The organism is Streptomyces sp. WMMC500 (assembly GCF_027497195.1).
GTDB lineage: Bacteria > Actinomycetota > Actinomycetes > Streptomycetales > Streptomycetaceae > Streptomyces.
In genome coordinates this window covers 5,159,009-5,183,656 of sequence record NZ_CP114905.1, presented here as the reverse complement: position 1 = coordinate 5,183,656, position 24,648 = coordinate 5,159,009, and the positions used below count along the sequence as shown (strand labels likewise).

At 75.0% G+C, this 24,648-nt stretch carries 21 protein-coding genes and 1 pseudogene; 13 read left to right on the top strand and 9 right to left on the bottom strand.

The genetic code is table 11. The annotated features are described in order from the left end of the window. Positions 1-39: 39 nt before the first annotated feature. The gene (locus tag O7599_RS22340) at positions 40-1,449 is read right to left on the bottom strand and encodes a family 2B encapsulin nanocompartment shell protein (RefSeq protein WP_281617379.1); all 1,410 of its coding nucleotides are present in this window, start codon (positions 1,447-1,449) and stop codon (positions 40-42) included. A gap of 194 nt (positions 1,450-1,643) precedes the next feature. Between O7599_RS22340 and O7599_RS22335 the strand changes: the two genes are divergently transcribed. Continuing rightward, positions 1,644-2,741: an NAD-dependent epimerase/dehydratase family protein gene (locus O7599_RS22335; protein WP_281617378.1), complete on the top strand. Its 1,098-nt coding sequence runs from the start codon at positions 1,644-1,646 to the stop codon at positions 2,739-2,741. Positions 2,742-2,771: 30 nt separating this feature from the next. Here the strand turns inward: O7599_RS22335 and O7599_RS22330 are convergent, their stop codons facing one another. Together O7599_RS22330 and O7599_RS22325 are read right to left on the bottom strand one after the other, a co-directional pair. Then, complete coding sequence (locus O7599_RS22330; protein WP_281617377.1) at positions 2,772-3,920, bottom strand: HAMP domain-containing sensor histidine kinase; 1,149 nt, start codon at positions 3,918-3,920, stop codon at positions 2,772-2,774. Continuing rightward, positions 3,917-4,765 carry a response regulator transcription factor gene (locus tag O7599_RS22325; protein WP_281617376.1) on the bottom strand — a complete coding sequence of 283 codons (849 nt, stop codon included), beginning with the start codon at positions 4,763-4,765 and terminating at the stop codon, positions 3,917-3,919. The genes O7599_RS22330 and O7599_RS22325 overlap by 4 nt, the downstream gene beginning before the upstream one ends. Positions 4,766-4,889: 124 nt before the next feature. On the opposite strand from O7599_RS22325, the pseudogene O7599_RS22320 reads away from it, so the two are divergent. From O7599_RS22320 to O7599_RS22310, 3 genes and pseudogenes are all read left to right on the top strand, one after another. Next, positions 4,890-5,531 (top strand): annotated as a pseudogene (locus O7599_RS22320) (glycosyltransferase family 2 protein); the annotation flags it as partial. Between the two features lie 506 nt (positions 5,532-6,037). After that, a complete protein-coding gene (locus O7599_RS22315) occupies positions 6,038-6,811 on the top strand; it encodes a DUF2064 domain-containing protein (protein ID WP_281617375.1) in 774 nt (257 codons plus the stop codon). 416 nt (positions 6,812-7,227) lie between these two features. Next, positions 7,228-8,040, top strand: a complete 813-nt coding sequence (locus O7599_RS22310) for a class I SAM-dependent methyltransferase (protein ID WP_348652631.1) — start codon at positions 7,228-7,230, stop codon at positions 8,038-8,040. Here the strand turns inward: O7599_RS22310 and O7599_RS22305 are convergent. Together O7599_RS22305 and O7599_RS22300 are read right to left on the bottom strand one after the other, a co-directional pair. After that, positions 7,928-8,386, bottom strand: coding sequence for a hypothetical protein (locus O7599_RS22305; RefSeq protein ID WP_281623473.1), 459 nt, complete (start codon positions 8,384-8,386; stop codon positions 7,928-7,930). The two genes, O7599_RS22310 and O7599_RS22305, sit on opposite strands and share 113 nt — an antisense overlap. 443 nt (positions 8,387-8,829) lie before the next feature. Then, complete coding sequence (locus tag O7599_RS22300) at positions 8,830-10,128, bottom strand: molybdopterin-dependent oxidoreductase (protein WP_281617374.1); 1,299 nt, start codon at positions 10,126-10,128, stop codon at positions 8,830-8,832. Between the two features lie 284 nt (positions 10,129-10,412). Here O7599_RS22300 and O7599_RS22295 point away from each other — a divergent pair, with 284 nt between their 5' ends. Continuing rightward, a complete protein-coding gene (locus O7599_RS22295; protein WP_281623472.1) occupies positions 10,413-11,795 on the top strand; it encodes a hypothetical protein in 1,383 nt (460 codons plus the stop codon). A gap of 62 nt (positions 11,796-11,857) precedes the next feature. Beyond that, a complete protein-coding gene (locus tag O7599_RS22290; RefSeq protein WP_047016475.1) occupies positions 11,858-12,079 on the top strand; it encodes a DUF2277 domain-containing protein in 222 nt (73 codons plus the stop codon). Positions 12,080-12,257: 178 nt separating this feature from the next. Here the strand turns inward: O7599_RS22290 and O7599_RS22285 are convergent, their stop codons facing one another. Continuing rightward, positions 12,258-12,731: a GNAT family N-acetyltransferase gene (locus tag O7599_RS22285; protein WP_281617373.1), complete on the bottom strand. Its 474-nt coding sequence runs from the start codon at positions 12,729-12,731 to the stop codon at positions 12,258-12,260. Positions 12,732-12,809: 78 nt separating this feature from the next. Here O7599_RS22285 and O7599_RS22280 point away from each other — a divergent pair, with 78 nt between their 5' ends. The 3 genes from O7599_RS22280 to O7599_RS22270 all read left to right on the top strand — a co-directional run bounded on the left by O7599_RS22280 (position 12,810) and on the right by O7599_RS22270 (position 16,189). Further along, positions 12,810-13,430 carry a TetR/AcrR family transcriptional regulator gene (locus O7599_RS22280; RefSeq protein ID WP_281617372.1) on the top strand — a complete coding sequence of 207 codons (621 nt, stop codon included), beginning with the start codon at positions 12,810-12,812 and terminating at the stop codon, positions 13,428-13,430. Further along, positions 13,414-15,075: an acyl-CoA dehydrogenase family protein gene (locus O7599_RS22275; RefSeq protein WP_281617371.1), complete on the top strand. Its 1,662-nt coding sequence runs from the start codon at positions 13,414-13,416 to the stop codon at positions 15,073-15,075. Before O7599_RS22280 ends, O7599_RS22275 begins: the two co-directional genes overlap by 17 nt. A gap of 238 nt (positions 15,076-15,313) precedes the next feature. After that, positions 15,314-16,189, top strand: coding sequence for a phosphatidylinositol-specific phospholipase C/glycerophosphodiester phosphodiesterase family protein (locus O7599_RS22270; RefSeq protein ID WP_281617370.1), 876 nt, complete (start codon positions 15,314-15,316; stop codon positions 16,187-16,189). Between the two features lie 87 nt (positions 16,190-16,276). Here O7599_RS22270 and O7599_RS22265 read toward each other — a convergent pair whose 3' ends face one another. Continuing rightward, positions 16,277-16,888, bottom strand: a complete 612-nt coding sequence (locus O7599_RS22265; RefSeq protein ID WP_281617369.1) for a TetR/AcrR family transcriptional regulator — start codon at positions 16,886-16,888, stop codon at positions 16,277-16,279. Positions 16,889-16,986: 98 nt separating this feature from the next. Between O7599_RS22265 and O7599_RS22260 the strand changes: the two genes are divergently transcribed. Both O7599_RS22260 and O7599_RS22255 read left to right on the top strand, forming a co-directional pair. Then, complete coding sequence (locus O7599_RS22260) at positions 16,987-18,411, top strand: MFS transporter (protein WP_281617368.1); 1,425 nt, start codon at positions 16,987-16,989, stop codon at positions 18,409-18,411. An 88-nt stretch (positions 18,412-18,499) separates the two neighbouring features. Then, positions 18,500-19,336, top strand: a complete 837-nt coding sequence (locus tag O7599_RS22255; protein WP_281617367.1) for an alpha/beta hydrolase — start codon at positions 18,500-18,502, stop codon at positions 19,334-19,336. 95 nt (positions 19,337-19,431) lie between these two features. Here O7599_RS22255 and O7599_RS22250 read toward each other — a convergent pair whose 3' ends face one another. Next, positions 19,432-19,998 carry a TetR/AcrR family transcriptional regulator gene (locus O7599_RS22250; protein ID WP_281617366.1) on the bottom strand — a complete coding sequence of 189 codons (567 nt, stop codon included), beginning with the start codon at positions 19,996-19,998 and terminating at the stop codon, positions 19,432-19,434. 90 nt (positions 19,999-20,088) lie between these two features. On the opposite strand from O7599_RS22250, the gene O7599_RS22245 reads away from it, so the two are divergent. Then, complete coding sequence (locus O7599_RS22245; protein WP_281617365.1) at positions 20,089-20,502, top strand: organic hydroperoxide resistance protein; 414 nt, start codon at positions 20,089-20,091, stop codon at positions 20,500-20,502. A gap of 51 nt (positions 20,503-20,553) precedes the next feature. Continuing rightward, a complete protein-coding gene (locus O7599_RS22240; RefSeq protein WP_281617364.1) occupies positions 20,554-21,312 on the top strand; it encodes a LysM peptidoglycan-binding domain-containing M23 family metallopeptidase in 759 nt (252 codons plus the stop codon). 75 nt (positions 21,313-21,387) lie between these two features. Here the strand turns inward: O7599_RS22240 and O7599_RS22235 are convergent, their stop codons facing one another. After that, positions 21,388-24,492, bottom strand: a complete 3,105-nt coding sequence (locus O7599_RS22235; RefSeq protein WP_281617363.1) for a ThuA domain-containing protein — start codon at positions 24,490-24,492, stop codon at positions 21,388-21,390. Positions 24,493-24,648 lie beyond the last annotated feature (156 nt).

Genomic DNA, 24,648 nt, shown 5'->3' with positions numbered 1-24,648 from the left:
TTGTTTCCGCCGGGCCGGCCGGGCACCCTCACGCGCCGGTCAGTTGGCGCCGATCTGTACGTCCTCCAGGATGCCGAGCGCGTCGGGGACGAGCACCGCCGCGGAGAAGTACGTGCTCACCAGGTAGGAGATGATCGCCTGGTCGCTGATCCCCATGAACCGGACGTTCATGCCCGGCCGGATCTCGTCCGGCAGCCCCGTCTGGTGCAGCCCCACCACGCCCTGGTCCGCCTCGCCGAGCCGCATCGCGATGACCGAGCTGGTCCCCTCCGGGGTGATGGGGATCTTGTTGCACGGCAGCAGCGGGATGCCCCGCCAGTTGTTCACCTCGCTCCCGAGGTACTCCGTACGCGGCGGGTAGATACCGCGCGCGTTCCACTCCCGGCCGATGGCCGCGATGGCACGCGGGTGCGCCAGCAGCACGTGCGTCGACCGCCGCCGGGAGATCAGCTCGTCCAGATCGTCCGGCGTGGGCGGGCCGGAGCGGGTGTGGATGCGCTGCTTGAGGTCGGCGTTGTGCAGCAGGCCGAAGGAGCGGTTGTTCACCAGCTCGTGCTCCTGGCGCTCGCGCAGCGCCTCGACAGTCAGCCTCAGTTGCTGCTCGACCTGGTTCATCGGGTCGTTGTACAGGTCGGCGACCCGGCTGTGGACGCGCAGCACGGTCTGCGCGACCTCCAGCTCGTACTCTCTGGGCGTCAGCTCGTAGTCCACGAAGGTGCCCGGGAGCGCCTGCTCGCCGCGGTGGCCGGAGGCCAGCTCGATCTCGGCCTCGCCCTTGCTGTTCTGCCGCTGCCGCGGGAGGGAGCCGAACGCCTCCAGGTGCTCGCGCAGCCCCGCCGACTGCTCCAGCAACTCGTCGAGAGCGGAGCGCGGGAGGACGAGCACCGTGCCGCGGGTCGTCGCCCGCACGGTGAACGGCCACGTGCCGTCGGCGGTGAGGAGCACCTCGTCGCCGACGTAGTCGCCGTCGGCGAGGACGCCGAGGACGGTCTCGTCCCCGTACTTCCCGGTGCCGACCCGCTCCAGCCGCCCGTGCGCGACCAGCACCACCCGGTCCGCCGCGGCCCCGGCGGACACGACCGCGTCCCCCGGCGCGATCTCCCGCTGCTCGAACCGGTCGGCCAGGGCCGTCAGCACCTCCTCGTCCTCGAAGGCGCGCAACTGCGGCAGCTCGCGCAGCTCCTGCGGGATGACGCGCACCTCGTCGCCGACCGTGGTGAACTCGACCTGTCCGTCGCCGAGCGTGTGGGTCAGGCGCCGGTTCACCCGGTACGCACCGCCCTTGACCTCCGTCCACGGCAGCACCTTGAGCAGCCAGCGGGAGGAGATCCCCTGCATCTGCGGGGGTGTCTTGGTGGTGGTCGTGAGGTTCCGCGCGGCGGCGGTGTCGAGGCTGAGACGGGCGGGGGGTTCGACGGACGCGGACGTTTCTTCAGGCGAGGTCGTCATGGCACGAAGCTAGACTTCGGGCAAAGCGGCGCCAATCGCTCGAAAGAGTAGGAATATCTGTCTTGATTCCTGGATAGGTCTGCCCTCTTACCGGAGTCCCCGCCTACGGGAGTCCTGCCCGGTCCCTTACCGGAGTGTGACGGCGGGCGTGGCAGTGCCCGCCGGCCGCGGCCGGCGACCCTAGGCTCGCCGGCATGCGCGTACTCGTCACCGGCGGCGCCGGGTTCATCGGATCGCACGTGGTCTCCGCCTTCGCGGAGCGGGGGCACGAGGCGGTGGTACTGGACGTACGGGACGCGGGCCCGCCCGGCGAGCGGCGCGGGGCGTACGAGGCGTACGTCCACGGCGACGTACGGGACCGCGACGCCGTCGCGGCGGCGCTCGCCGGGGCCGACGCGGTCTGCCACCAGGCCGCGATGGTCGGCCTCACGGAGGACTTCGCGGACGCACCCGCGTACGTCGGCGCCAACGACCTCGGCACCGCCGTGCTGCTGACCGCGATGGCGGACGCGGGGGTGCGGCGGCTGGTGCTGGCGGGGTCGATGGTCGTGTACGGGGAAGGGCGCTACGACTGCGCCGCGCACGGCGCCGTACGGCCCCGGCCGCGGGCGGAGGCGGACCTCGCGGGCGGGCGCTTCGAGCCGCGGTGCCCGCGCTGCGGCGCGGAGTTGCGGCCGGGGCTGGTGGCGGAGGACGCGCCGGTGGACCCGCGGAGCGTGTACGCGGCGACGAAGCTGGCGCAGGAGCACATCGCGGGCGTGTGGGCGCGCGTCACGGGCGCGCGTGCCGTGTCGCTGCGCTACCACAACGTGTACGGCCCCGGCATGCCGCGCGACACCCCGTACGCGGGCGTCGCCTCCTTCTTCCGCTCGGCGCTGGAGCGGGGCGAGGCGCCGCGGGTGTACGAGGACGGGGCGCAGCGGCGGGACTTCGTCCACGTACGGGACATCGCGGAGGCCAACGTGCGGGCGCTGGAGGCGGTGTACCGAGACGAAGTCGGGGGGGCAGCCGAAGCCGGGGAGGCAGCCGGAGTCGCGGAGGCGGGGACGCTCACCGCGTACAACGCCGGCAGCGGGGACGTCCACACCGTCGGCGAGCTGGCGACGGCGCTGGCCGCGGCGTACGGCGGGCCGGCGCCGCGGGTCACCGGCGAGTACCGCCTCGGGGACGTCCGGCACATCACGGCGGACTCGGCGCGGCTGCGGGCCGAGCTGGGGTGGCGGCCGGCGGTGGGGTTCGAGGAGGGGGTGACGGAGTTCGCGAAGTCGCCGCTGGGGGTGGGGCAGCGGTAGCGGCGGGGACCCGGCGGCGTACGGCGCGCGTCAGCCCGTCGCCGCGGGGAGGGTGACCTCGAAGCGGCAGCCCCCCGGCACGTTGCGCACCTCCGCGCGCCCGCGGTGCGCCTCGACGATCCCCCGCACGATCGCCAGCCCCAGCCCCGCCCCCGCGGGCGGCACGGGCGTACGGGCGTGGTTGCCCCGCCAGCCCGTGTCGAAGACCCGCGTCAGGTCCTCCTCCGGTATGCCGCCGCACTGGTCGGTCACCGAGACGACCACCGCCGCGCCCTCCTGTTCCGTCACGGCGACCGTCACGGCGACGGTGCCGTCGGCGGGGGTGCGGCGGATGGCGTTGACGAGGAGGTTGCCCAGCACCCGGGTCATCTCCTTGCCGTCGACCTCCACGGGCACCGCCGCCGCCGGCTCCGGGGGCTCGCCCACGAGCCGGACGCCGTGCTCGCGCGCGAGCGGATCCGCGCCCGCGAGCGCGTCGCCGACGAGGTCGTACACCGACATCCGCGTGGGCGCCAGCGCGAGGGCGCCCGCGTGGATGCGGGAGAGCTCGAAGAGGTCGCCGACCATGGCGTCGAGGCGCTCGGTCTCGGCCCGGATCTGCCGGTGGTAGCGGCCGGGGTCGGCGGCCATGCCGTCCTCCAGCGCCTCCGCCATGGCGCGCAGCCCCGCCAGCGGCGTCCGCAGGTCGTGCGAGATCCACGCGACCAGCTCGCGCCGGGAGGCGTCCAGCGCCCGCTCGCGCTGCCGCGACTGCGCCAGCCGCTCGGCGGTGGCCGCCAGCTCCCGGCTCAGCCCCGCCAGTTCGGCGGTCGCGTCGCCGGCGGGGGGCGCGAAGGAGCCGCCCTCGGCGAAGGCGTGCCCGAACGAACGGGTCGCCGCCGCCAGCGCGTTGCTGCGGGCGACGACCCAGCGGCCGAGCAGCACGGCGGTGGCGAGGGAGACGACCGCGGCCATGAGGCAGACGATGCTGACGACGGTGAGGTCGTGCCCGGAGAGGAACATCTCCCGGGCCACCGCGAGGGTGCCGAGCAGCATCGCGGTGACGGCGGTCGCGGCGACGACGGAGACGGAGACGACGAGGGAGCGGTTGCGCAGCAGGCGCAGGGCGACGGCGCCGAGGACGCCGGCGACGGCGGCGCCGAGGAAGGCGAACGCGGCCATGAGGAGGATGTCGTTCACGGGAGGTCGCCTCTGGGTGTCTCGCGTGCCGGATCGTTCTCGCGGCCGGGGCCGCTGCGGGGATCGGTCCGTGGGTCCGGGTCTGCGTCGCGATCGTACGCGCCCTCCCTTACCGCACCGGGCGCGGCCGACGCGTCGAAACGGTAGCCGACCCCCCAGACCGTGGTGATCAGCCGCGGCCGGGCCGGGTCGTCCTCGACCTTGCCGCGCAGCCGCCGCACGTGCACGGTCACCGTCGACAGGTCGCCGAACTCCCAGCCCCACACCTCCCGCATCAGCTCCTCCCGCCCGAACACCCGCCCCGGGTGCCGCAGGAAGTGCGCGAGCAGGTCGAACTCCCGCAGGGTCAGCGCCAGCTCGGCCCCGTTCTTGGCGGCCCGGCGCGCGGCCGGGTCCACGGTGAGCCCGGCGCCGCTCAGTCCGCCGCCGGCGGGCGCCGCGACGCGGCTGCGGCGGAGCACGGACTCGACGCGCAGCACCAGCTCGCGGGGGCTGAACGGCTTGGTGACGTAGTCGTCGGCGCCCAGTTCGAGGCCGAGGATGCGGTCGTCCTCGTCGCCGCGGGCGGTGAGCATGATCACCGGTACGGGGCCGGTGTCGCGCAGCTTCGCGCAGACCTCCAGGCCGTCCATGCCGGGCAGCATCAGGTCGAGCACGACGAGGTCGGGGCGCGCGGTCTCGGCGGCGGCCAGCGCCTGCGGGCCGTCGGCGGCGCGGTCGACGGCGTAGCCGGCGCGGTCGAGGTAGCCGGCGACGACCTCGGCGACGGTGGGGTCGTCGTCGACGACGAGCACGCGGGCCGGGTGGCCGGAGGGCCGGGGCCGGGCCGGCGGGGCGGGGTCCATGACGCCAGCGTGGCATGGTCGGCGACGGACCGGCGGGGGCCGAACGGATGGCGACGGGCGATGTCCGTGATTCGTAAGAACCGTGTGTCCGCTATGCGGCTTTTGCGCTCGTAGGGTATTGGCCATGACCGACGTCGTACTCCCCTGTCTGGACGAAGCCGCCGCGCTGCCCCGGGTCCTGGCCCGTATCCCCGCAGGCTGGCGCGCGATCGTGGTCGACAACGGCTCCACGGACGGCTCCGGCGACCTCGCCCGTGAACTCGGCGCCACCGTCGTGCACGAGCCGCGGCGCGGCTTCGGCGCCGCCTGCGCGGCGGGCCTGCGGGCGGCCACGGCCGAGCTGGTCTGCTTCTGCGACTGCGACGGCTCCCTGGACCCCGGCCTGCTGCCCCTGCTCACCGCCCGGATCACGGCGGGCACCGCGGACCTCGTCCTCGGCCGGCGCCGCCCGACCACGCGCGGGGCGTGGCCCCTGCACGCCCGGGCGGGCAACGTGGCGCTGGCGCGCATGCTGTACCGCCGCACGGGGGTGCGCGTGCACGACCTGGGGCCGATGCGGGCCGCCCGGCGGACGGCACTGCTGGGTCTGGAGGTGGCGGACCGGCGCAGCGGATACCCGCTGGAGATGGTGGTACGGGCCGCGGACGCGGGGTGGCGGATCGAGGAGCTGCCGGTGCCGTACGCGCCGCGGACGGGGAAGTCGAAGGTGACGGGGACGTGGCGGGGCACGTGGCACGCGGTCCACGACATGCGGGGCGTCCTGCGGACGGCACCGGGGGAGGGCACGGGAGGCGTCGGCGGGCGCGGAGCGGGTTCGGCTGCCGGGGCGGGTTCAGGTGCCGGAACAGGCCCCGCCCTGGGGCCACGTGCAGGCGCGGGCGCGGACTCGGAGGCGCGTGTGGGCTCGGGTGCGGGCTCGGAGGCGCGTGCGGGCTCGGAGGCGCGTGTGGGCTCGGGTGCGGGCTCGGAGGCGCGTGCGGGCTCGGAGGCGCGTGCGGGCTCGGGTGCGGGCTCGGGGCAGGGTACGGCTGCCGGGGCGGATTCGGGCGCAGGTGCGGGCGTTGGCTCGGGGCCCCGTGCGGGCGCGGGGTCGCAGGCGCGTACGGCTGCCGGCGCCGGGTCAGGCTCAGGTGCGGGTGCCGGCTCGCGGGCGCGTGCGGGTGCCGGCGCAGCCGCGGGGCGCGCCCCGGGCGGCCGGGGCGGCGGTGGCGGCTCGCGGCCGGCCGGACCCACGGGTGGTTCCACCGGAGGTTCCGGCGCGGAGGCGGGGCGGTGACCGGCGGGGACGTCACCGTACTCGTCGTCGCCAAGGAGCCCCGGCCGGGCCGGGTGAAGACCCGGCTCACCCCCGCGTACACCCCCGCCGAGGCGGCGCAGCTCGCGGAGGCCGCGCTCGCCGACACGCTCGCCGTCGTACGGGACCTGCCCGCCCGGCGCCGCGTACTCGTCCTCGACGGCGCGCCCGGCGACTGGCTGCCGCCCGGCTTCACCGTCGTGCCGCAGGCCGCGGGCGGCCTCGACGAGCGGCTGGCCGCCGCGTTCGGCGGCTGTACGGGTCCTGCGCTGCTCGTCGGCATGGACACCCCGCAACTCACCGCCGGCCTGCTGGCGCCCGCCCTGGCCGACGACGCCTGGTCGGCCTGCGACGCCTACCTCGGCCCGGCGCTGGACGGCGGCTTCTGGGCGCTGGGCCTGGCGCGGCCGGACCCCGAACTGCTGCGCGGCGTACCGATGTCGACGGCGTACACGGGCGCCGCGCAGCAGCGCCGGCTGCTCGCGGCGGGCCTGCGCGTACGGGAGTTGCCGCCGCTGCGCGACGTGGACACCGCGGCGGACGTCCCGCCGGTCGCCGAAGCCGCCGCCCCGGGCGGCCGGTTCGCCGCCACGGCACACCGCCTGGGCGCCCGGGACCGGGCGGCCCTCGACGGCGCGGCGGCCGACGCCGCGGCACCGGAGCCCGCGGCACCGGACGCCTCGGCACCGGACGCATCGGCGGCCGGCGGCACGGCGCTCGACGGCACCGCACTCGGCCGAGCCGCCGGATGACATCGACCCCACGCCGCCGCCCCTCCGGCCCCTCCCCGTACCCCGTCACGCCTGCCGGATCCGACCCGCGGTCCGGGACGGCCGCGGGCGAGACGAGCCGTGCGCCCGCCGCCCGGCCCGCCGCGCAGCCAGCGGCCGACCCGTACGACGCCCGGTCCGCTCCGTCACCCGGCCCCCGGCCGGAACCCACCGCCGGCGCCGGCACGCCGGCGGAGACCGCCGTACCCGGCACGAGCCGGCCCGCGGACACCCTGCCCGCCCGGCAACCGGCGCCCGGACCGTACGACCCGCAGCCCTCCCCGTCGCCGCGCCCCCACACCCGGACGGAGACCGCACTGCCCGGCGCAAGCCGGCCGGCGGACACCCCGCCCGCGACGCGCCACCCCGCGGCCTCCCGCCCCGGCGCCCCGCAACCCGTGTCTCACCTCACGACTCCCCCGCCCCGGCCCGCCGCCCTGCCGCGGTCCCCTGGCCACCCCACCGCGCCCGTCGCGCCCGGGCCGCCCCGCCACGACGTCCCCGACATCGCCGACGACGCCGCCTGGGACCGCGCCGACCCCTACGCGCACGCCCTGCGCAGCGGCGCCGGGCCGCTCTTCCTGCGGCGGCGTGACGGGTGGCTGCTGCCGCTCGACGTGGAGCGGTGGTGCGGGGCGGCCGAGGGCGCCGACGTGACCGTGCTGCGGCGGTGTACCGGGCCCGTGCTGGACATCGGCTGCGGGCCCGGGCGGCTCGTGGCCGCGCTCGCCGCGCTGGGGCGTCCCGCGCTCGGCGTCGACGTCAGCTCCGAGGCCGTCGCGCACGCGCGGTCGCGCGGTGCCGCCGCGCTGCGGCGGTCGGTGTTCGAGCCGCTGCCCGGCGAGGGCCGCTGGGGCACCGCGCTGCTCATCGACGGCAACGTCGGCATCGGCGGCGACCCCGCCGCCCTCCTGGCCCGCGCCGCGGTGCTGCTGCGGCCCGGGGGGCGGCTGGTCGTGGAGGTCGCCGCCGACGACGACGTGGACGAGCGCGTGCACGTGCACGTCACCGACGGGGTCCGCGGCGACCCCGCGGGCCGCCGCCCCGATCGCGCCCACCACGGCTTCCCGTGGGCCCGGGTCGGGCTGCCCGCCCTGCTCAGGTACGCGGCGGCGGGCCGCTGGCAGGAGGAGGACCGCTGGACCGCGGTCGGGCGACGGTTCGCCGCGCTGCGAGCACCAGAGCCGACGCCGCGAACAGGCCGGCGGTGATCAGCAGCCAGCGGTACAGGTAGGCGTCGGCGGGCAGGCCGGTGACGCGCTCGTAGCGCCCCACCTGGCGGAGGATGAGCGGGAAGTAGACGAGCAGCAGCAGCCCGGAGACGACGGCCGGGAAGCGGACGTAGTTCACCAGCCGCGGCCCCAGTACGCGCCGTGCGCCGCGGTCGGCGAGCGAGTACAGGGGCACCAGCGCGAGGTCGTGCAGGATCGCCGCGGCGACCAGCCACAGGGCGACGGCGAGGGGGTGCTTGTCGAAGAGGCGGACGGCGGCGTAGCCGGTGAGCGCGAAGGAGGCGAGGAGGAGGACGAGGGTGGGGAGCGGCCCGGGCGCGAGCAGGCGGCGTACGGTCGCGGGGGTGAGGGCGTCGCGGGCGAGACCGGAGAGGTGACGCGCGGACCGGGCGGCGGATCCCGTAGGGACACCGCCACCGTCACCGTCACCGCCACGATCACCGCCACCGCCGCCGTCACCACCGCCGGGCCGCGTGGGCGGCGCGGGCTCCCCGGCCGGGCCCGAGCCCCCGCCGCCGGGCCCGCCGCGGCCGTCCGGCCGCGGTGCGCGGTCCGGTTCCTGTCCGTCGGCAGGCTGCCGCACACCGTCCGGCTCCCGCGCGCCGCCAGGCTCTTGCGCACCGTCCGGCTCCCGCGCACCGTCCGGCTTACGCACCTCGTCGGTCCCTTGCCCCTCGTCCGGCTTCCGCGCGCCGTCCGGCTTACGCACCTCGTCGGGCCCCTGCCCCTCGTCCGGCTTCCGCGCGCCGTCCGGCGCTCCTTCCCCGCTCACGGCAGCTCTCCGAACGTCAGCCGGGTGACCCACTTCGTGTTGTGCACCCCGGGGTTGGCCGGGACGATGATCCGCGCCGGGTACCCGTGATCGCGGGACAGCGGCGCGCCGTTGACGTGGAGCGCCAGCAACGACCGCGGATCGCGCACCTGGTTGTCCCGCAGCGACGCCGCCTTGAACGTCCCCTTCTCCTGCACCGACTCCGCAAACACCCCCTCCTCCTCCGCCCCCACCAGCGCGGCGAGGTCCGCGAGCCGGACCCCGCGCCACAGTTGGTCGTCCGTCGACCAGCCCTCGACACATGCGATCGGCAGCGACGCCGTGTGCTGCGGCAGTTCCAGCAGCTCCGCCCGGGTGAACACCGCGCGGCGGCCGTTCCCGGCGCGTACGACCAGCCGCCAGCGCTCGCCGATGTCGGCCGGCTCGATGCCGAGGGCGGCGGCGGTCTTGTTGATCTGGAAGCCGTTCGGTCCTTCGCCCGGGTCGCCGCCGCCGTGCGGGGCGAGGAGCGCGGTGCGGCGCAGCGGGCCGCCGATGCTCTGCCCCGCGGTGACCGCGACCAGGCCCAGCGAACCCGCGCCCACCAGCGCCACGGCACCGCGCCGCGAGATCGTCGGCGGCGCGGGGTCGGGCGCGCGCAGTTCGTGCATGCCCTGGTCGCGCAGCCCGCGGCGCAGCTTGGGGATGCGGGTGGCGAGGTGGACGACGAGGGCGGCGAGGAACACCCACGCGCCGTAGAAGTGGAGGGTGTAGAAGGAGCCGGGGAAGACGTAGAAGAGCTGCATGTTGATGATGCCGGTCACGAACTCGAAGAGCCCGCTGGCCACCAGGAGCAGGATCGAGCCGCGCTCCAGCGCGTGCCGGGCGGAGCGCAGCGGCGGCCAGGCGAAGAGGCGGGGCACCACGGACCAGAGCTTCGCGAGCAGGACGGGGACGAGGGCGACGCCGAGGGTGACGTGGACGCCCTGGTTGAGGCGGTAGAGCCAGTGGGGGTCGGTGGGCCAGGCGAAGAGGTAGAAGCCGAGGAGGCCCTTGCCGGGGGTGCGGTCGTTGCCGTGGAGGCCGGGGTTGTAGGCGGCGTACGACAGCAGGCCGGTCAGCAGCATCACCGGAAGGCCGACGAGGAGGACCGTGCCGAGGAGCGAGGTGAACCACGGGCCGCGCAGCGGGCTGCGCCAGAAGGCGGGCCGGAAGGGGCCGGGCGGCGGGAGGGCGGACCCCGGGCCGGTGGCGGGGTCGGAGCGGGGGCCGGCGGCGGCGTCCCGGTCGGGTGCCGGCGGGCGTGCGGCGGACATGAACCGACCGTAGGCCGCGGATACACCCGTATCACGGCACCGACTCCTGACGAAAGCGTGACGTCGCCGCGCGTTCCGGGCGCGAGCGCCCCGCCGCTGCCTAGCGTGGCGACGTGACCTCCTCACCCACCCGGCCGCCCGGCGCCGGTACGGAGACAGACACCGGAACCGAGACCGCGACGGGATCCGGCGCGCAGCCCGCGCACGGAGCCGACGCCGAAGCCGGAGCCGGAGCCGGAGCCGCGACCCGGCCCGGAACCGCGGCAGCGGCGGAGGCCGGTGCCGTGCCCGCCGCCTCCCCGCCGGCCCGCAGCACCGCCGGCCGCCGCCGGGACCTCCTGGCCGCCGGCCTCGCCGCCGCGCTGATCACGGCGGCCGTCCTCGTCGGACGTGCCGTCAACGGCGACGACATCCTGCACGTACGCTGGCCGCCTCTGTCCGCCTCCTGGGACCCGCACCTGGGGCCCGCCACCCTCGCGGCGCTCACCGTCGCCGTCGCCGTCGTCGCGTACGGGCCGGGGCTCGCCGACCGCCTGCCGTGGCGGCGCCTGCTCCTCACCACGTGGGCGGCGTCGATGGCGTGGATCTGGTCCCTGGCGCTGGTCGACGGGTGGCGGGACGGCGTCACCGAGCAGTTGACGCGGACGAACGAGTACGCCCGGCCCGAGACCGTCGCCCGCTTCGCCGACCTGGGGCACGCCGTCCGCACGTTCACCGACCACATCCTCATCCAGACCCCGGACAACTGGCCCGCGCACATCGCCGGGCACCCGCCCGGCGCGGTCCTCACGTTCGTCGGCCTGGACCGCGCGGGGCTGGACGGCGGGGCCTGGGCGGCGGCCTTCTGCATCACGGTGGGCGGGTCCGCGGCGGTCGGGGTGCTGGTGGCGCTGCGGGCGCTGGGCGGCGAGGACCGTACGCGGCGCGCGGCACCGTTCCTGGTGCTGGGCCCGTGGGCGGTCTGGGCGGGCGTGTCGGCGGACGGCTACTTCGCGGCGGTGGCCGCGTGGGGCCTGGCGCTGCTGGCGCTGGCCGCGACGCGGACGGCGCGGCGCCCGGCGGTGGCGGCGACGGGCGCGGGGCTGCTGCTGGGGTGGACGGTGTACCTCTCGTACGGGCTGACGCTGCTGGTGCTGCCGATGGCGGCGGTCCTGTGGTGCGCCGCCCGCGGCGGCCGCGGGCCCGCGGTGCTGCGCACGCTGCCGTGGGTGGTGCTGGGTGCGCTGCCGGTCGCGGTGGCCTTCACGGCCGCGGGCTTCTGGTGGTGGGAGGGGTACACGCGGCTGCACGAGCGCTACTACCAGGGCTTCGGCGGAGAGCGCCCGTACAGCTACTGGGTGTGGGCGAATCTGGCCGTCGCGGCGCTCAGCGCCGGCCTGGCGGCGGTGGCGGGCGCCCGGCGCGCGGTGCGCACCGCCTGGCCGCGGCGTGCCGCGCCCCCCGCCGCGTACGCCCTGGCGGCCATGGCGGTCGCCGGGCTCGCCTGCATCGTGGCGGCCGATCTCTCGGGGCTCAGCAAGGCGGAGACGGAGCGGATCTGGCTGCCGTTCACCCTCTGGCTGCTGCCGGCCGCCGCCCTGCTCCCGGCCCGCGACCACCGCGCGTGGCTGGCCGCGCAGGCCGCGGTGGCGCTGGCCGTCAACCACCTGCTGGTCACGAGCTGGTAGCCCTCGGTGCCTGCCCCGGCGGCCACGGCCGGATGTCACCGGCACGGCGTACCGTCGTACATATGTGCCGAAGCATCAAGACCCTGCGCCCCCCGTACGCCGACACTGTCACGGACGACGACATGCGGGCGGCAGCTCTGCAGTACGTACGGAAGATCTCCGGCTTCCGCCACCCCGCGCCGCACAACGCCGAGGCGTTCGACAAGGCGGTGGAGGAGATCGCGGCGGTGACGCAGGAGCTGCTGGACTCGCTGGTGGTCCGCGGCGGCAAGGGCGCGGCGTAGCCCGCACGGGCCGCGCGGGTGACCGGGACGGCCCGGCCACGCGCGTGGACGGGTCCTGGCCCGACCCCGGACCTGGGCCCGACCCCGGACCTGAGCGGGACCCCCGACCTGAGCCGGCCGAGCCCCCGGGCCCCGATCTGAGCCCGACCATGCCGCCAGGCCACCGGGCCCGGACCGCCTAGGCCGCCGAGTCGGGCCCTCCCAGGACCAGCATCACGTGCTCGTCCTCGCCGTTCCACTCCGTGCTGCCCGTCCGGCGGAAGCCGAGCTTCTCCAGCAGGCGGACCGAGCCCTCGTTCCCCACGTACGGGTCCGCGTGCAGGGGCCGGTGGCGCTCCAGCTCCAGGAACCGGGCCACCGCCCGCGTGCCTATGCCCCGGCCCCAGAACTCGCGGCCGAAGACATAGCCCAGGAACCGCCGGTCGCCGTCCCACCACGCCACCACGTTCCCCGCGACCCGGCCGTCGACCTCCACGGTCTGCACCAGGCCCGTCGGGTCCCCCAGGACCCGCTCCCGCCAGTGCGTCAGGAAACGCTCCCGCTCGCGCGGCGGGAAGTGCGACCGCCGCACGTTCTCCGGGTCGTGCTCGTGCGCGAGGAAGACCTCCAGGTCCGCCTCGACCACATCCCTCAGCCGCAGCTCATCCGTCATGCCCCGAGTCTGGCACCCGCCACTGACATCGCTCCGTGCCTCTTGTTGAAGCTCTGAATCGCTGCTTCAATCCTTCCCATGCCCTACCGCCGCACCCCCGCCGTCCAGGCGCGGATGGACGACCGGCGGCACGCACTCCTCGACGCCGCCCGCGCGCTCCTCGCCGACGAGGGCTACGGCGGCTGCACCGTCGCCGCCGTGGCCGCCCGGGCCGGCATCGCCACCGGCAGCGTCTACCGGCACTTCCCCAGCAAGTCGGTGCTCGCCGTCGAGCTGTTCCGCAGCGTCGTCACCGCCGAGGTCGACGCCGTCTCCGCCGCCGCCCGCCGGCCCGACGACCCCGCGGCGGGTGTCGCCGCCGCCGCGGAGACGTTCGCGCGCCGGGCGCTGGCCCGTCCGCGGCTGGCGTACGCGCTGCTCGCCGAGCCCGTCGACACCGCCGTCGAGACCGAACGCCTCGTCTTCCGGCGGGCGTTCCGCGACGTGCTCGCCGCCCGCATCGCCGAGGGCACCGCCGCCGGGCGGCTGCCCCGGCAGGACCCGCTGCTGACCGCGGCCGGTCTCGTCGGTGCGTGCGCGGAGGCGCTGATCGGACCGCTGTCCGGCGCGGTCGCGGGCGGCGCCGGGGCCGACACCCCCGCGCACCTCGTCGCCTTCACCCTGCGAGCCCTGGGAGTCCCCCATGCCGACGACCCATGAGGTCACCAACCAGCCCCCGCCGCTCACCTCCTACGACGTCGCCGCCTACCCCGCCCTCCGGGAGTCCCTCCGCGCCCACGGCGCCGCCTGGGCCGAGGACGGCGTGCGCGAGCTGGGGCTGCTCGCCGGGGGCGCGCAGGCCCAGGAGTGGGCCCGCGACGTCGAGGAGCAGCCGCCCGTCCTGCGTACCCACGACCGCTACGGGCACCGCGTCGACGAGGTCGAGTTCCACCCGCACTGGCACGAGTTGATGCGTACCGCCGTCGCGCACGGCCTGCACGCCGCGCCCTGGCGGGAGCGCACCCCCGGCACGCACGTCGCGCGCGCCGCGAAGCTCTTCGTCTGGGGCCAGACCGACGCCGGCCACCTGTGCCCCGTCTCCATGACGTACGCCGCCGTGCCCGCGCTGCGCACCTCGCCGGAGCTCGCCGCCGCGTACGAGCCGCTGCTGACCTCCGCCTCGTACGACTTCGGGCTGCGCCCGCCCACCGCCAAGTCCGGCCTCATCGCCGGGATGTCGATGACGGAGAAGCAGGGCGGCTCCGACGTCCGCGCCAACACCACCCGCGCCGTGCCGGCCGGCGACGGCGCCGGGCTCTACGCGCTCACCGGCCACAAGTGGTTCACCTCCGCGCCCATGTCCGACGTCTTCCTCACCCTCGCCCAGGCGCCCGGCGGGCTGTCCTGCTTCCTCGTCCCCCGCGTGCTGCCGGACGGCACCCGCAACGCCCTCCGCCTCATGCGCCTGAAGGACAAGCTCGGCAACCGCTCCAACGCCTCCGCCGAGATCGAGTACGAGGGCGCGGTCGGCCACCTGGTCGGCGAGGAGGGCGCGGGCGTGAAGACCATCATCAAGATGGTCAACATGACGCGGCTGGACTGCGCGCTGGCCACCGCCGGCGGCATGCGCCTCGGCGTCGTCCAGGCCCTGCACCACGCCGCGCACCGCCGGGCGTTCGGCGCGCGGCTCGCGGACCAGCCACTGATGACGAACGTGCTCGCCGACCTCGCCGTGGAGGCCGAGGCGGCGACCGTGGCGAGCATGCGGCTGGCCGCCGCCGTGGACCGCGGCGAGACGGGCACCGCCGATGAACAGGAGACGCTGTTCCGCCGGATCGGGCTCGCGGTGACCAAGTACTGGGTGTGCAAGCGCGGTCCCGCGCACGCGGCGGAGGCGCTGGAGTGCCTGGGCGGCAACGGGTACGTCGAGGAGTCCGGCATGCCGCGGCTGTACCGGGAGGCGCCGCTGCCGTCGATCTGGGAGGGATCCGGCAACGTCGCCGCGCTCGACGCGCTGCGCGCGATGGCCCGCAGCCCGGAGACGGTGACGGCGTTCTTCGCCGAGGTCGACGCCGTCGCGGGCGCCGACGCGCGGCTCGACGCGGCGGTCGTGCGGCTGCGCAAGGACCTGGCGGACGTGACGGCGGTGGAGTACCGGGCGCGGCGCGTGGTCGAGTCGATGGCGCTGGTGCTCCAGGGCGCGCTGCTGCACCGGCACGGGAACGCCGCGGTGGCGGACGCCTTCTGCGCGGCGCGCCTCGACGGCGACGGCGGGCTGGCGTTCGGCACGCTGCCGCCGGGGGTGGACACGGCGGCGATCCTCGACCGGGCGCGCCCGTCGGGCGGTTCGTACGGCGGGAGCTGAGGCGGCGGGACCGGACGAGCCGCACGGAGCGCGGCCCGCGCGGCTCGTACGGTACGGAGCCGGAGGCGCCCCGCGCCACGCGGCCTCGTGCGCCCACGGACCTGCCGCGCGTCCGCACCGGGCCGGCCGCCCGTGCCGTACACGGGTCAACTCCCGTTCACCGCGGGCGCCCTGTGCAAGTCGCCCCGCGGCGTCGATACTTCGGTCCATCCTGATCGCCGTACCAGGGGAGGGACCCGTGTCCGCCTACTCCAGACGCCGCGCCGTCGCCACGCTGTCCGCCGCCGCCGGCGGCGCGCTCGCCGGAGGGCTCGCCTCGTCCGCCCACGCCGCCGACCGCGGCCGGGCCCGCGGCCGCGGGCCCGCGCCGCTGCGGCGGGCGCACGCGCACAACGACTACCTCCACGAGCGCCCGCTCCTCGACGCGCTCGACCACGGCTTCGCCAGCGTCGAGTCGGACATCTGGCTGGTCGACGGCCAACTCCTCGTCGCCCACGACGCGTCGCAGCTCGACCCCGAACGCACCCTCCAGCGGCTCTACCTCGACCCGCTCGCACGCCGCATACGCGCCAACGGCGGCCGCGTCTACAAGGGCCACAAGCTGACCCTGCAACTGCTCATCGACCTCAAGACCCCCGGCGACCCCACCTACCGCGCGCTGTCCGAGGTGCTGCGCGGCTACGGCTCGATCTTCAGCTCGGCCGCCGGCGGCCGGGTCCGCCGCCGCGCGGTGACCGCCGTGATCTCCGGCGACCGCGGCGCCCGGGCGCCGATGGAGGCCGAGAAGCTCCGCTACGCCTTCTACGACGGCCGCCACGACGACATCAACTCCGGTGTCCCCGCGTCGTTCATCCCGCTCGTCAGCGGCAACTGGAACTCCAGCTTCACCTGGCAGGGCACCGGCACGATGCCGGCCGCCGAGCGCAACTGGCTGAACCTGATCGTCCACACCGCCCACCGGCAGGGCCAGACCATCCGCTTCTGGGCCACGCCCGACGCCCCGGGCCCGGCGCGCGACAACCTGTGGCGCACGCTGCTCGACGCGAACGTGGACTGGATCAACACCGACGACCTGCCGGGCCTGGAGTCCTTCCTCCGCGAGCACGACGCCTGACGCACCGCCCCCAGCCGGCGCTCGCCCGCTCTGCGGTACCACGCAGCGATCACCGTGCCTGCACCCGGCCGGCCGCCGCCGAACGGCTTATCCGCCCACGTACGCCCCCGCCCGCGCCGCCACCGCCGCCGCCTCCGCGGCGCGGTCGGCGGCGGCTTCGTCGAGGGGGTCGCCGCTGGCGAGCAGGCGGTAGTACAGGGGGGCGGAGACGGCGCGGACGACTTCGCGGGGGTCGGTGCCTTCGGGGAGTTCGCCGCGGGCCACGGCCTGTTCCACGCAGGGGGCCCACTCGGCGATGCGGATCGCGTAGAAGCGGTGCAGGGCCGCCGCCGTGCGGTCGTCGCACGTGGCCGCCGCGATCACGGCGCGGAACAGCGCGCCCTGCCGCGGGTCGGTCAGGGTGCCCAGGACGAGGCGGGCGTTGGCGCGCAGGTCGCCGAGGAGGGTGCCGGTCTCGGTGCGCGGTACGGACTGCTCCGCCATGTCCGCGAGCAGGTCGGCGATGAGCCCGGTGGCCGAGCCCCAGCGGCGGTAGACGGTGGTCTTGCCGACCTCGGCGCGGCGGGCGACGTCGGCGAGGTCGAGGTGGGCGAAGCCCTGTTCCGCCAGTGCGTCGCCGGCGGCCCGCAGGACCGCCGCCCGGACCCGGGCGGTACGGCCGCCGGGCCTCAGGGTGCCGGGATCGGACTCGGAACTCATTAACGGCACTCCAGTTTCATTAATAGCGGGTCTCCTGCTACCTTCGACACCAGCTTAACGGAACACAGGTCCCGTTAGCCCGCTCGAAGGGAACCTCCATGTCCGTGCTCGACGAAGCCGCCACCGCGCCCTCCCCCGCCGCACTCCGCATGACCGGCCGGCAGAAGCTCGTGCTCACCCTCCTCCTCGGCGCCCAGTTCCTGGTCGCGGTGGACTTCTCCATCCTCAACGTCGCCCTCCCCGTCGTCGGCGCCGGCCTCGGCTTCCCCCTCGCCCACCTGCAGTGGATCGCCACCGCCTTCGCCCTCGCCGCCGCGGGCTTCACCCTCCTCTTCGGCCGCAAGCGGCTCTTCCTCGGCGGCATGGCCCTGCTCGGCCTGTCCTCCGTACTCGGCGGCGTCGCCACCTCCCCGGGAATGCTGCTCGTCGCCCGCGTGCTCCAGGGCCTGGCCACCGCCGCCGTCGTTCCCGCCGGGCTGTCCCTGCTCACCACGGCCTTCCCTGAGGGGCCGCTGCGGCAGCGGGCGCTCGGGCTCAACGGGGCGCTGATGTCCGCCGGGTTCACCGCGGGCGCGATACTCGGCGGGCTCCTCACGGACCTGCTCTCCTGGCGCTGGGCCTTCCTCGTCAACGTGCCCGTGACCGCCGTGATCCTCGCCGTCGCCCCCGCGGTCATCGCCGACTCCCGCCCCGGGGCCCGGCCCCGGCTCGACCTCCCCGGCGCGGTCACCGTCACCGGCGGGCTGCTCGCGGTCGTCTACGGGCTCACCCACGCCGGCGAGGCCGGCTGGACCGAGCCGGTCACCCTCGCCGCGCTCGGCGGGGGCGCCGTATTGCTCACCGCTTTCTGGTTTGTCGAGCAGCGGGCACAGAAGCCGCTGGTGCCGGTACGCATCCTCCGGCGCCCCACCGTCGTGTGGGGCAACGCCGCCGGCCTCGTCGCCTTCCTCACCGAGACCTCCCTCGTCTTCCTCCTCACCCTCTACCTGCAGGAAGTGCTCGGCTACACCCCGCTCGCCACCGGCCTCGCCTTCGGCGTCCTGGGACTGGGCACCGTCCTCGGCGGCACCCTCGGCGGGCGCGTCGTCGGCCGCGTGGGCAGCCGTGCGGCCATCGTCTACGGAGGCGTGGCCCAGGCCGTCGCCACCGCGTCGCTGCTCGCGCTCGGCACCTCCGGCGACTGGATCTGGCTGCTGCACGCGGCGACGTTCGCCGGCGGGGTCGGCAACATGCTGATGATCGTCGGGTTCATGGTCGCCGCCACCTCCGGGCTGCCCGACTCCGAACAGGGCCTGGCCACGGGGCTCGCGACGATGACCCAGCAGGTCGGCATCACGATGGGCATCCCGGTGATGAGCGCCGTCGCCACCGCCCGGATCACCGCGGCCGGCGGTGACGGCCCGCGGGCGGTGCTCGACGGGGTCAGGGCCGCGGTCGGGGTCAACGCCGCGCTCGTCCTCGCCGGGGCACTCGGCGCCGGGGCGCTCCTCGGACGCCGGCGGAAGCCGGCGACGCCGCGATGAGTTTCGTACGCCCGTGCCGTCTGATCCTTCGACGCGCGCGAAACACCACGGCAGACGACGACTCACGCAACGTACGAGGAGCACCACGATGACCGCCACCGCCACCCCCGCCGCCACCACCCTGGTCGACAGCGGCCTCGCGCCCGTCGGCGAGCTGGAGATGTACTACGAGATCCACGGCACCCCCGGCGCCGGCGACGTCCCCGTCGTGCTCATCCACGGGGCGCTGTCCGCCATCGGCACCTCCTTCGGTGCCGTCCTGCCGCTGCTCGCCGAGCAGCGGCAGGTCATCGCGCTCGACCTGCAGGCCCACGGCCGCACCGCCGACATCGACCGGCCCTTCTCCACCGCCGCCTTCGCCGCCGACGTCGCCGGGCTGCTGCGCCACCTCGGCGTGGCGAAGGCCGACGTCTTCGGCTACAGCCTCGGCGCCGGCGTCGCGCTCCAGGTCGCGCTCGACCGGCCGGAGCTGGTCCGCAAGCTGGTGCTGACCTCCGTGTCGTACACGACCGCGGGGATCCACCCGGGGCTGCTGGACGGCATCGCGGAGCTGCAGCCGGAGCATCTGGCGGGCTCGCCCTTCGAGGCGGAGTACGCGGAGGTGGCGCCCCGGGTCGAGGACTGGCCGCGGCTGATCGAGCGGGTCAAGGAGTTCGACGCGGCGCCGGCGGAGTGGACCGAGGCGCAGGTGAGCGGGATCGACGCGCCGGTGATGCTGGTGATCGGCGACTCCGACATCATCCGGCCCGAGCACGCGGTGGAGATGTTCCGGCTGCTCGGCGGCGGGGTCGCGGGCCTGCCGCGGGCGCGGCTCGCGGTGCTGCCGGGGGCGACGCACATCACCGTCATGCACCGGGGCACGTGGCTGGCGGCCATCGTCGGCGACTTCCTGGACGCCGAGGACCCGGCGGCCGGCGAGAGCTGAGCGCTACGCCCCCGGACCCCTTGTGCGACCCGACGCGCAAGGGGTCCACAGTGTTGCTGCACCGGCCGGCGGCGTGGGCCGTCAAGCGCGGCGCGTCAGGCGGCCCGCGGGGTCAGCACCCGCTCCACCGCCTCGCGCGTCAGCTTCCGCTGCTCCGCCGCGTCGTCCAGGTCGTTGCCCACGACGAGCCCGTCGCGCAGTACCAGCAGGATCTCCGCCGTGCGCGCCGCGTCCGGGTGCCCGTCGGCGGTCAGCAGGTCCCGCATCAGGCCGCGGAACCACCGCCGGTAGTCCGTCACCGCCCGGCGCACCGGGTGGTCCGGGTCGGGGTACTCGGCGGCGGCGTTGATGAAGGGGCAGCCGCGGTATCCGGGGCCCGCGCCGGCCTCGGCCAGGTAGTCGTAGACGGCCAGCACCGCGGCCCGCGGCGGGCCGCCCGCGAGGGCCGCGGCCGCCTCCTGCTGGCGCCGGCACTGGTCGGCCAGGTAGGCCGCGACCAGGTCGTCCTTGGTACGGAAGTGGTGGTAGAAGGTCGCCTTCGCCACGCCCGCCTCGGCGATGATCCGGTCGACGCCGACCGCGTGTACGCCGTCGGCGTAGAACAGCCGCGTGGCGGCGTCCAGGACGCGGCTGCGGGCGGGAGACTTCGGTGGCGCGGTCACCCCTTGACGGTACCAGACAGATCTGTCTAGTCTGAGGGGGCAAGCAGACAGACCAGTCTGTACGCTATCGACTTCCGGAGAGGCCCTCCCATGAGCGTTCTGTACACCGCGGTCGGCACCGCCAACGGCCGCGACGGCCGCGGCGCCACCTCCGACGGCAAGCTCGACGTCAAGCTCGCCCCGCCGACCGAGATGGGCGGCAGCGGCGACGGCACCAACCCCGAGCAGCTCTTCGCCGTCGGGTACGCCGCCTGCTTCACCAGCGCCATGGGCCACGTGGCCAAGAGCATGGACCTCGACGTCTCCGACGTCTCGACCACCGCCGAGGTCGGGATCGGCCCCAACGGCTCCGGCGGCTACGGGCTGGAGGTGACGCTGCGGGTGGAGATGCCCGACAGCATCTCCGCCGAGCAGGGCAAGAAGCTGCTGGAGGCCACCCACCAGGTGTGCCCGTACTCGAACGCCACCCGCGGCAACATCCCGGTGCAGCTCGTCGTGGAGTGATCACGGCGCGCCGCCACCGTTCGGGGGCGGGTGCGGACCTAGCGTGACGCTGTGTCAACGAGACGTCACCACTTCCCCCGAAAGCGGCGCACCGTGGTCGCCGTCGTCCTCGCCGCCCTGCTCGCGGCGCTCACCGGAGCGAGCGCCGCGGGCGCCGCGGGCACCGGCGCCGCCGCGCGCGTCACCGCGGCCGGCGCTCCCCCCGCGCCCGCCCCCCGGGCCGTCGCCGCGCCCGCGGATCCGGCGCCGACCCCGTACCGCGTACGCGAAGGCGACAACCTCACCGGGATCGCCCGCCGCATGGGGGTGCCGACGCAGCACATGTACGAGGCCAACCGGTCGGTGATCGGCGCCGACCCGGACGTGCTGCGGCCCGGGCAGGTCCTCCTCGCCCCGGCACCGGGCTGGGCGCCGCCGGTGACCGTCGAGTACCGGATCTCCGCGCGCTACGGCCTCCCCGGCGACGGCTGGATCGCCGGCTACCACACCGGCGTCGACCTCGCCGTCCCCACCGGCACCCCGGTGTACTCCGTCGGCCCCGGCGAGGTCCACAGCACCTCCACCGAGGGCGCGTACGGCAACCACATCCTGATCCGCATGAGCGACGGCCACTACGTCCTCTACGCCCACCTCGACCGGATGTCCGTCGCCGCGGGCGACCGCGTGACCGGCGGCACCAGGATCGGCGACGCCGGCAGCACCGGCAACGCCACCGGCCCCCACCTGCACCTGGAGGTGCGCAAGGGCACCGACTACGGCACGGACGTCGACCCCGTCGCCTACGCCGCCACGTACGGCATCCGGATCTGACGGACCGGCACGGGCGGACACAGCGGCGCCCCGGGCTCACCGCCCGGGGCGCCGCCGTCCTGTCACTTCCGGGTGCTAGCCGAAGGTCACCGAGTCGACGTCGAACGAGTTGTCCTGCGGCGACGTGAACTTCAGATACAGCTTGTGCGTCCCCGCCAGCGCCTCGACCGGCACGGCCTCCGTGGCCTGGTAGTTGTCCCAGCCCCCGGTGTTCGGCACCGGCGTCGTCGCCAGCAACTGCCCGTCCGGGGCGTCGGCGCGCAGCTCGACGGCGCCCACGCCGTACGGCGACGACAGCTTGTACGAGACCTGGCTCATGCCCTCGACGGACATCGGGTCGAAGGCGATCCAGTCGCCGTCGGAGACGTCGCCGATGCGCTTGCCGTTCTCGGCCCCGGCCTGGTCGATGATCCGGGTGCCGGACTGGTCGTCGCGGTACTCGGCCTGCTTGTGCTTCGGCTGCAGGACCGACTTGGCGTACCCGGTCAGCGCGCCCGCACCGTCGCCGCCGCCGTCCTCGTAGTGCGCGTTGAGGACGTACGTCAGGTCCGCGCCCTCCGGATGGCCACCGAGGTCACCGGTGTCGACGGTGCCCTCGCAGCCCGGCAGGTCGGTCGTCGGGTGCTCGTGGTCGTCGTGCCCGAGCGCCGGGTTGACGAAGACCTTCGAGCAGTCGACCTCGCCGTCCTCCGGGTCGGTCACGGTGACCTTGTACGGGATCTGGTCGCCGAACTCGATGAGCTTGCCGTGGACCGGGGCCTCGATCGTCACCTTCGGCGCGGTGTTGCCCGCGGTGATGGGGATGTTGGCGAAGCCGGTCTTGCCGGTGGAGTCGGTGACCTTGAGCTGGGCGGTGAAGTCGCCCGCCGTGTCGTAGGTGTGGCCGGGGTTCGCCTCGGTGGAGTCGAAGGTGCCGTCGCCGTCGAAGTCCCACTCGTAGGAGAGCGAGTCGCCGTCGGGGTCGTTCGTCCCCTCGCTGGAGAAGTCGACCGCCAGCGGCACGGCACCGTTGGTCGCCGAGGCGGTGGCCTTGGCGACCGGGGAGCGCTTGCCCTGGCTGTAGTCGATGCGGTACAGCCCCGAGTCGCTGTTGCCGCCGCCGAACTCGCTGCCCCACTCCAGGACGTAGAGCGAGCCGTCCGGGCCGAAGGTCATGTCCATGGGCTTGTTGAACGTCGCCGTGGACAGGAAGTCGTTGATCTTCAGCAGCTTCTCGTCGTCGTCGAAGCGGACCTCCTTGACGTAGTTGCGGGTCCACTCGTAGAGGAAGCTCGCGCCGTCGAAGTACTCGGGGAACTTCGTCTCGGAGGGGTTGTCCGCGTCGTAGTTGTAGACCGGGCCGCCCATGGGGCCCGAGCCGCCCTCGCCCATCTCCGGGAACGCCTCGGAGGGGCCGTAGCCGTACCAGATGTCCGGCTTCTGGACCTGGGGCAGGTCGGTCAGGCCGGTGTTGTTCGGCGAGGGGTTGGTCAGGTTGTCGCAGTCGAACTTCGCGCCGACCTCGCCGGTGTCCGGGTTGTACGGGGCGTAGGGCTGGTTGTCACCGTGGCAGAAGGGCCAGCCGAAGTTGCCGGGCTTCTTGATGACGTTGTACTCGACCATGCCCTCGGGGCCGCGGTCCGTCGTCGGCAGCCCGCGGTCGGGGCCGTAGTCGGCGGCGTGGACGTAGCCGGTCTCCTGGTCGACGGTGAAGCGGAACGGGTTGCGGAAGCCCATCGCGTAGACCTCGGGGCGGGTCTTCTTCTGGCCCTTCTGGAAGAGGTTGCCCTTCGGGATGGTGTAGGTGCCCTTCTTCGTGGGCTTGATCCGCAGAATCTTGCCGCGCAGGTCGTTGGTGTTGCCCGCGGTCCGCGCGGCGTCCAGCATCTCCTGGCCCTCGCGCCAGTCGATCGGCGCGTAGCCCTGCCAGTCCGGGCTGAGGTTCGGCGGCACGTCGTCGCCGGTGCCCAGGTACAGCGTGCCGTCGGGGCCGAACTCGACGGCGCCGCCGGTGTGTCCGGGCTCGGGGTAGGTGCGGTCCCGGTACGCCGGCACGTCCAGCAGCTTCTTCTCGCTGGCGGTGTCGAGCTTGCCGTCCTTGAGCGTGAAGCGGGAGAGCCGGTTCACGTCCTCGGCGCTGCCGGCCGGGGCGTAGTAGAGGTAGATCCAGCCGTTCTTGGTGAAGTTCGGATCCAGCTCCATGCCGACCAGGCCGTCCTCGCCGCCGGTGTAGACGTCGAGCTTGCCGGCGGTGGTGGTCTGGTGGGTGGCCGGGTCGAAGACCTGGACCTCGCCGGCGCGCTGGACGTAGTAGACGCGGCCGTCCTTGGCCACGTCCAGCTCCATCGGGTCGGCGGTGTCGTCGTCGAGGGTGACCTTCTCGTAGCCGTTCCACACCGTGCCGCCGCAGTCGCCGGGCTCGGCGCCGGCGGCCCACTTCACGCCGCCGACGACGTGGTCGCGGAACTGCTCCTCGCTGTAGGCGGAGGACTCGTGGCCCATGGCCGTGGCCCAGACCTTGCCGCCCTCGGCGTTGCGGCACCAGGAGATCGGGTGGTCGGCGCCCATGGCGTCGCCGCCCGGGTCGTACGTCGTCTCGTCGGCGGTGACCAGGACGTGCACGTCACCGCGCGGGTTGGGGTCGAAGTTGTACCACTCCTCGGCGCGCTCCCAGCGCTCCGGCAGTCCCTTGGTCGACGGGTGCACGGTGTCGGCGACCTTGGCCGTGCCCTGCAGCGTGCCGGGCGAGTGGCTGGGCATGTGGGCGCCGCCGTTGATCAGCTCGTCCCACCACGGGAACTCGTTCTCGATCCCCATGTCGAGCGTGTTGTGGATGGCCGCGACGCCGCCGCCGTTGTTCACGTACGTCTGCATGGCGGCGCGCTGCTCGTCCGTGTCCCAGACCATGCCGGAGTTCTGCAGCATGATGATCACGTCGTACTCGGCGAGCGCGGCGTCGTTGAAGACGGTCGAGTCGTCGGTCTGCTCGACCTCGAACCCCTTCTCCTCCGCCTCCTCCTGGACCATCTGGATGCCCGCGGGGATGGAGCCGTGGACGTAGCCCACGGCCTTGGTGAACAGCAGCGCCTTGAAGGCGGGCGCCTTCTCCGCGGCGCTGGACGGCAGCGCTGTGAGCGCGAGCAGGACGGCGGCCAGCAAGGTGACCAACGTCGTTCGGATGTCACGGGCATGACATCTCATGTGTAGGTACCTCTCCTTCGGTGTGCGGGATGGGTCGGGCGTACCGGTCGGTGAGAGGGGCTCCGGGGCGCGCGGTGCGCGCGCAGGGGTGGTCCGCCGGGCCCGGATCGGGGTCGCGGTTCTCCGGGCCCGGCGGCGTCTTCGGGCGGTACTGCG

Coding starts and splice junctions, on each gene's coding strand:
- O7599_RS22340 (WP_281617379.1), bottom strand. CDS start 1,449: ATGACGACCTCGCCTGAAGAAACGTCCGCGTCCGTCGAACCCCCCGCC.
- O7599_RS22335 (WP_281617378.1), top strand. CDS start 1,644: ATGCGCGTACTCGTCACCGGCGGCGCCGGGTTCATCGGATCGCACGTG.
- O7599_RS22325 (WP_281617376.1), bottom strand. CDS start 4,765: ATGGACCCCGCCCCGCCGGCCCGGCCCCGGCCCTCCGGCCACCCGGCC.
- O7599_RS22300 (WP_281617374.1), bottom strand. CDS start 10,128: ATGTCCGCCGCACGCCCGCCGGCACCCGACCGGGACGCCGCCGCCGGC.
- O7599_RS22290 (WP_047016475.1), top strand. CDS start 11,858: ATGTGCCGAAGCATCAAGACCCTGCGCCCCCCGTACGCCGACACTGTC.
- O7599_RS22285 (WP_281617373.1), bottom strand. CDS start 12,731: ATGACGGATGAGCTGCGGCTGAGGGATGTGGTCGAGGCGGACCTGGAG.
- O7599_RS22280 (WP_281617372.1), top strand. CDS start 12,810: ATGCCCTACCGCCGCACCCCCGCCGTCCAGGCGCGGATGGACGACCGG.
- O7599_RS22275 (WP_281617371.1), top strand. CDS start 13,414: ATGCCGACGACCCATGAGGTCACCAACCAGCCCCCGCCGCTCACCTCC.
- O7599_RS22265 (WP_281617369.1), bottom strand. CDS start 16,888: ATGAGTTCCGAGTCCGATCCCGGCACCCTGAGGCCCGGCGGCCGTACC.
- O7599_RS22260 (WP_281617368.1), top strand. CDS start 16,987: ATGTCCGTGCTCGACGAAGCCGCCACCGCGCCCTCCCCCGCCGCACTC.
- O7599_RS22255 (WP_281617367.1), top strand. CDS start 18,500: ATGACCGCCACCGCCACCCCCGCCGCCACCACCCTGGTCGACAGCGGC.
- O7599_RS22245 (WP_281617365.1), top strand. CDS start 20,089: ATGAGCGTTCTGTACACCGCGGTCGGCACCGCCAACGGCCGCGACGGC.
- O7599_RS22235 (WP_281617363.1), bottom strand. CDS start 24,492: ATGAGATGTCATGCCCGTGACATCCGAACGACGTTGGTCACCTTGCTG.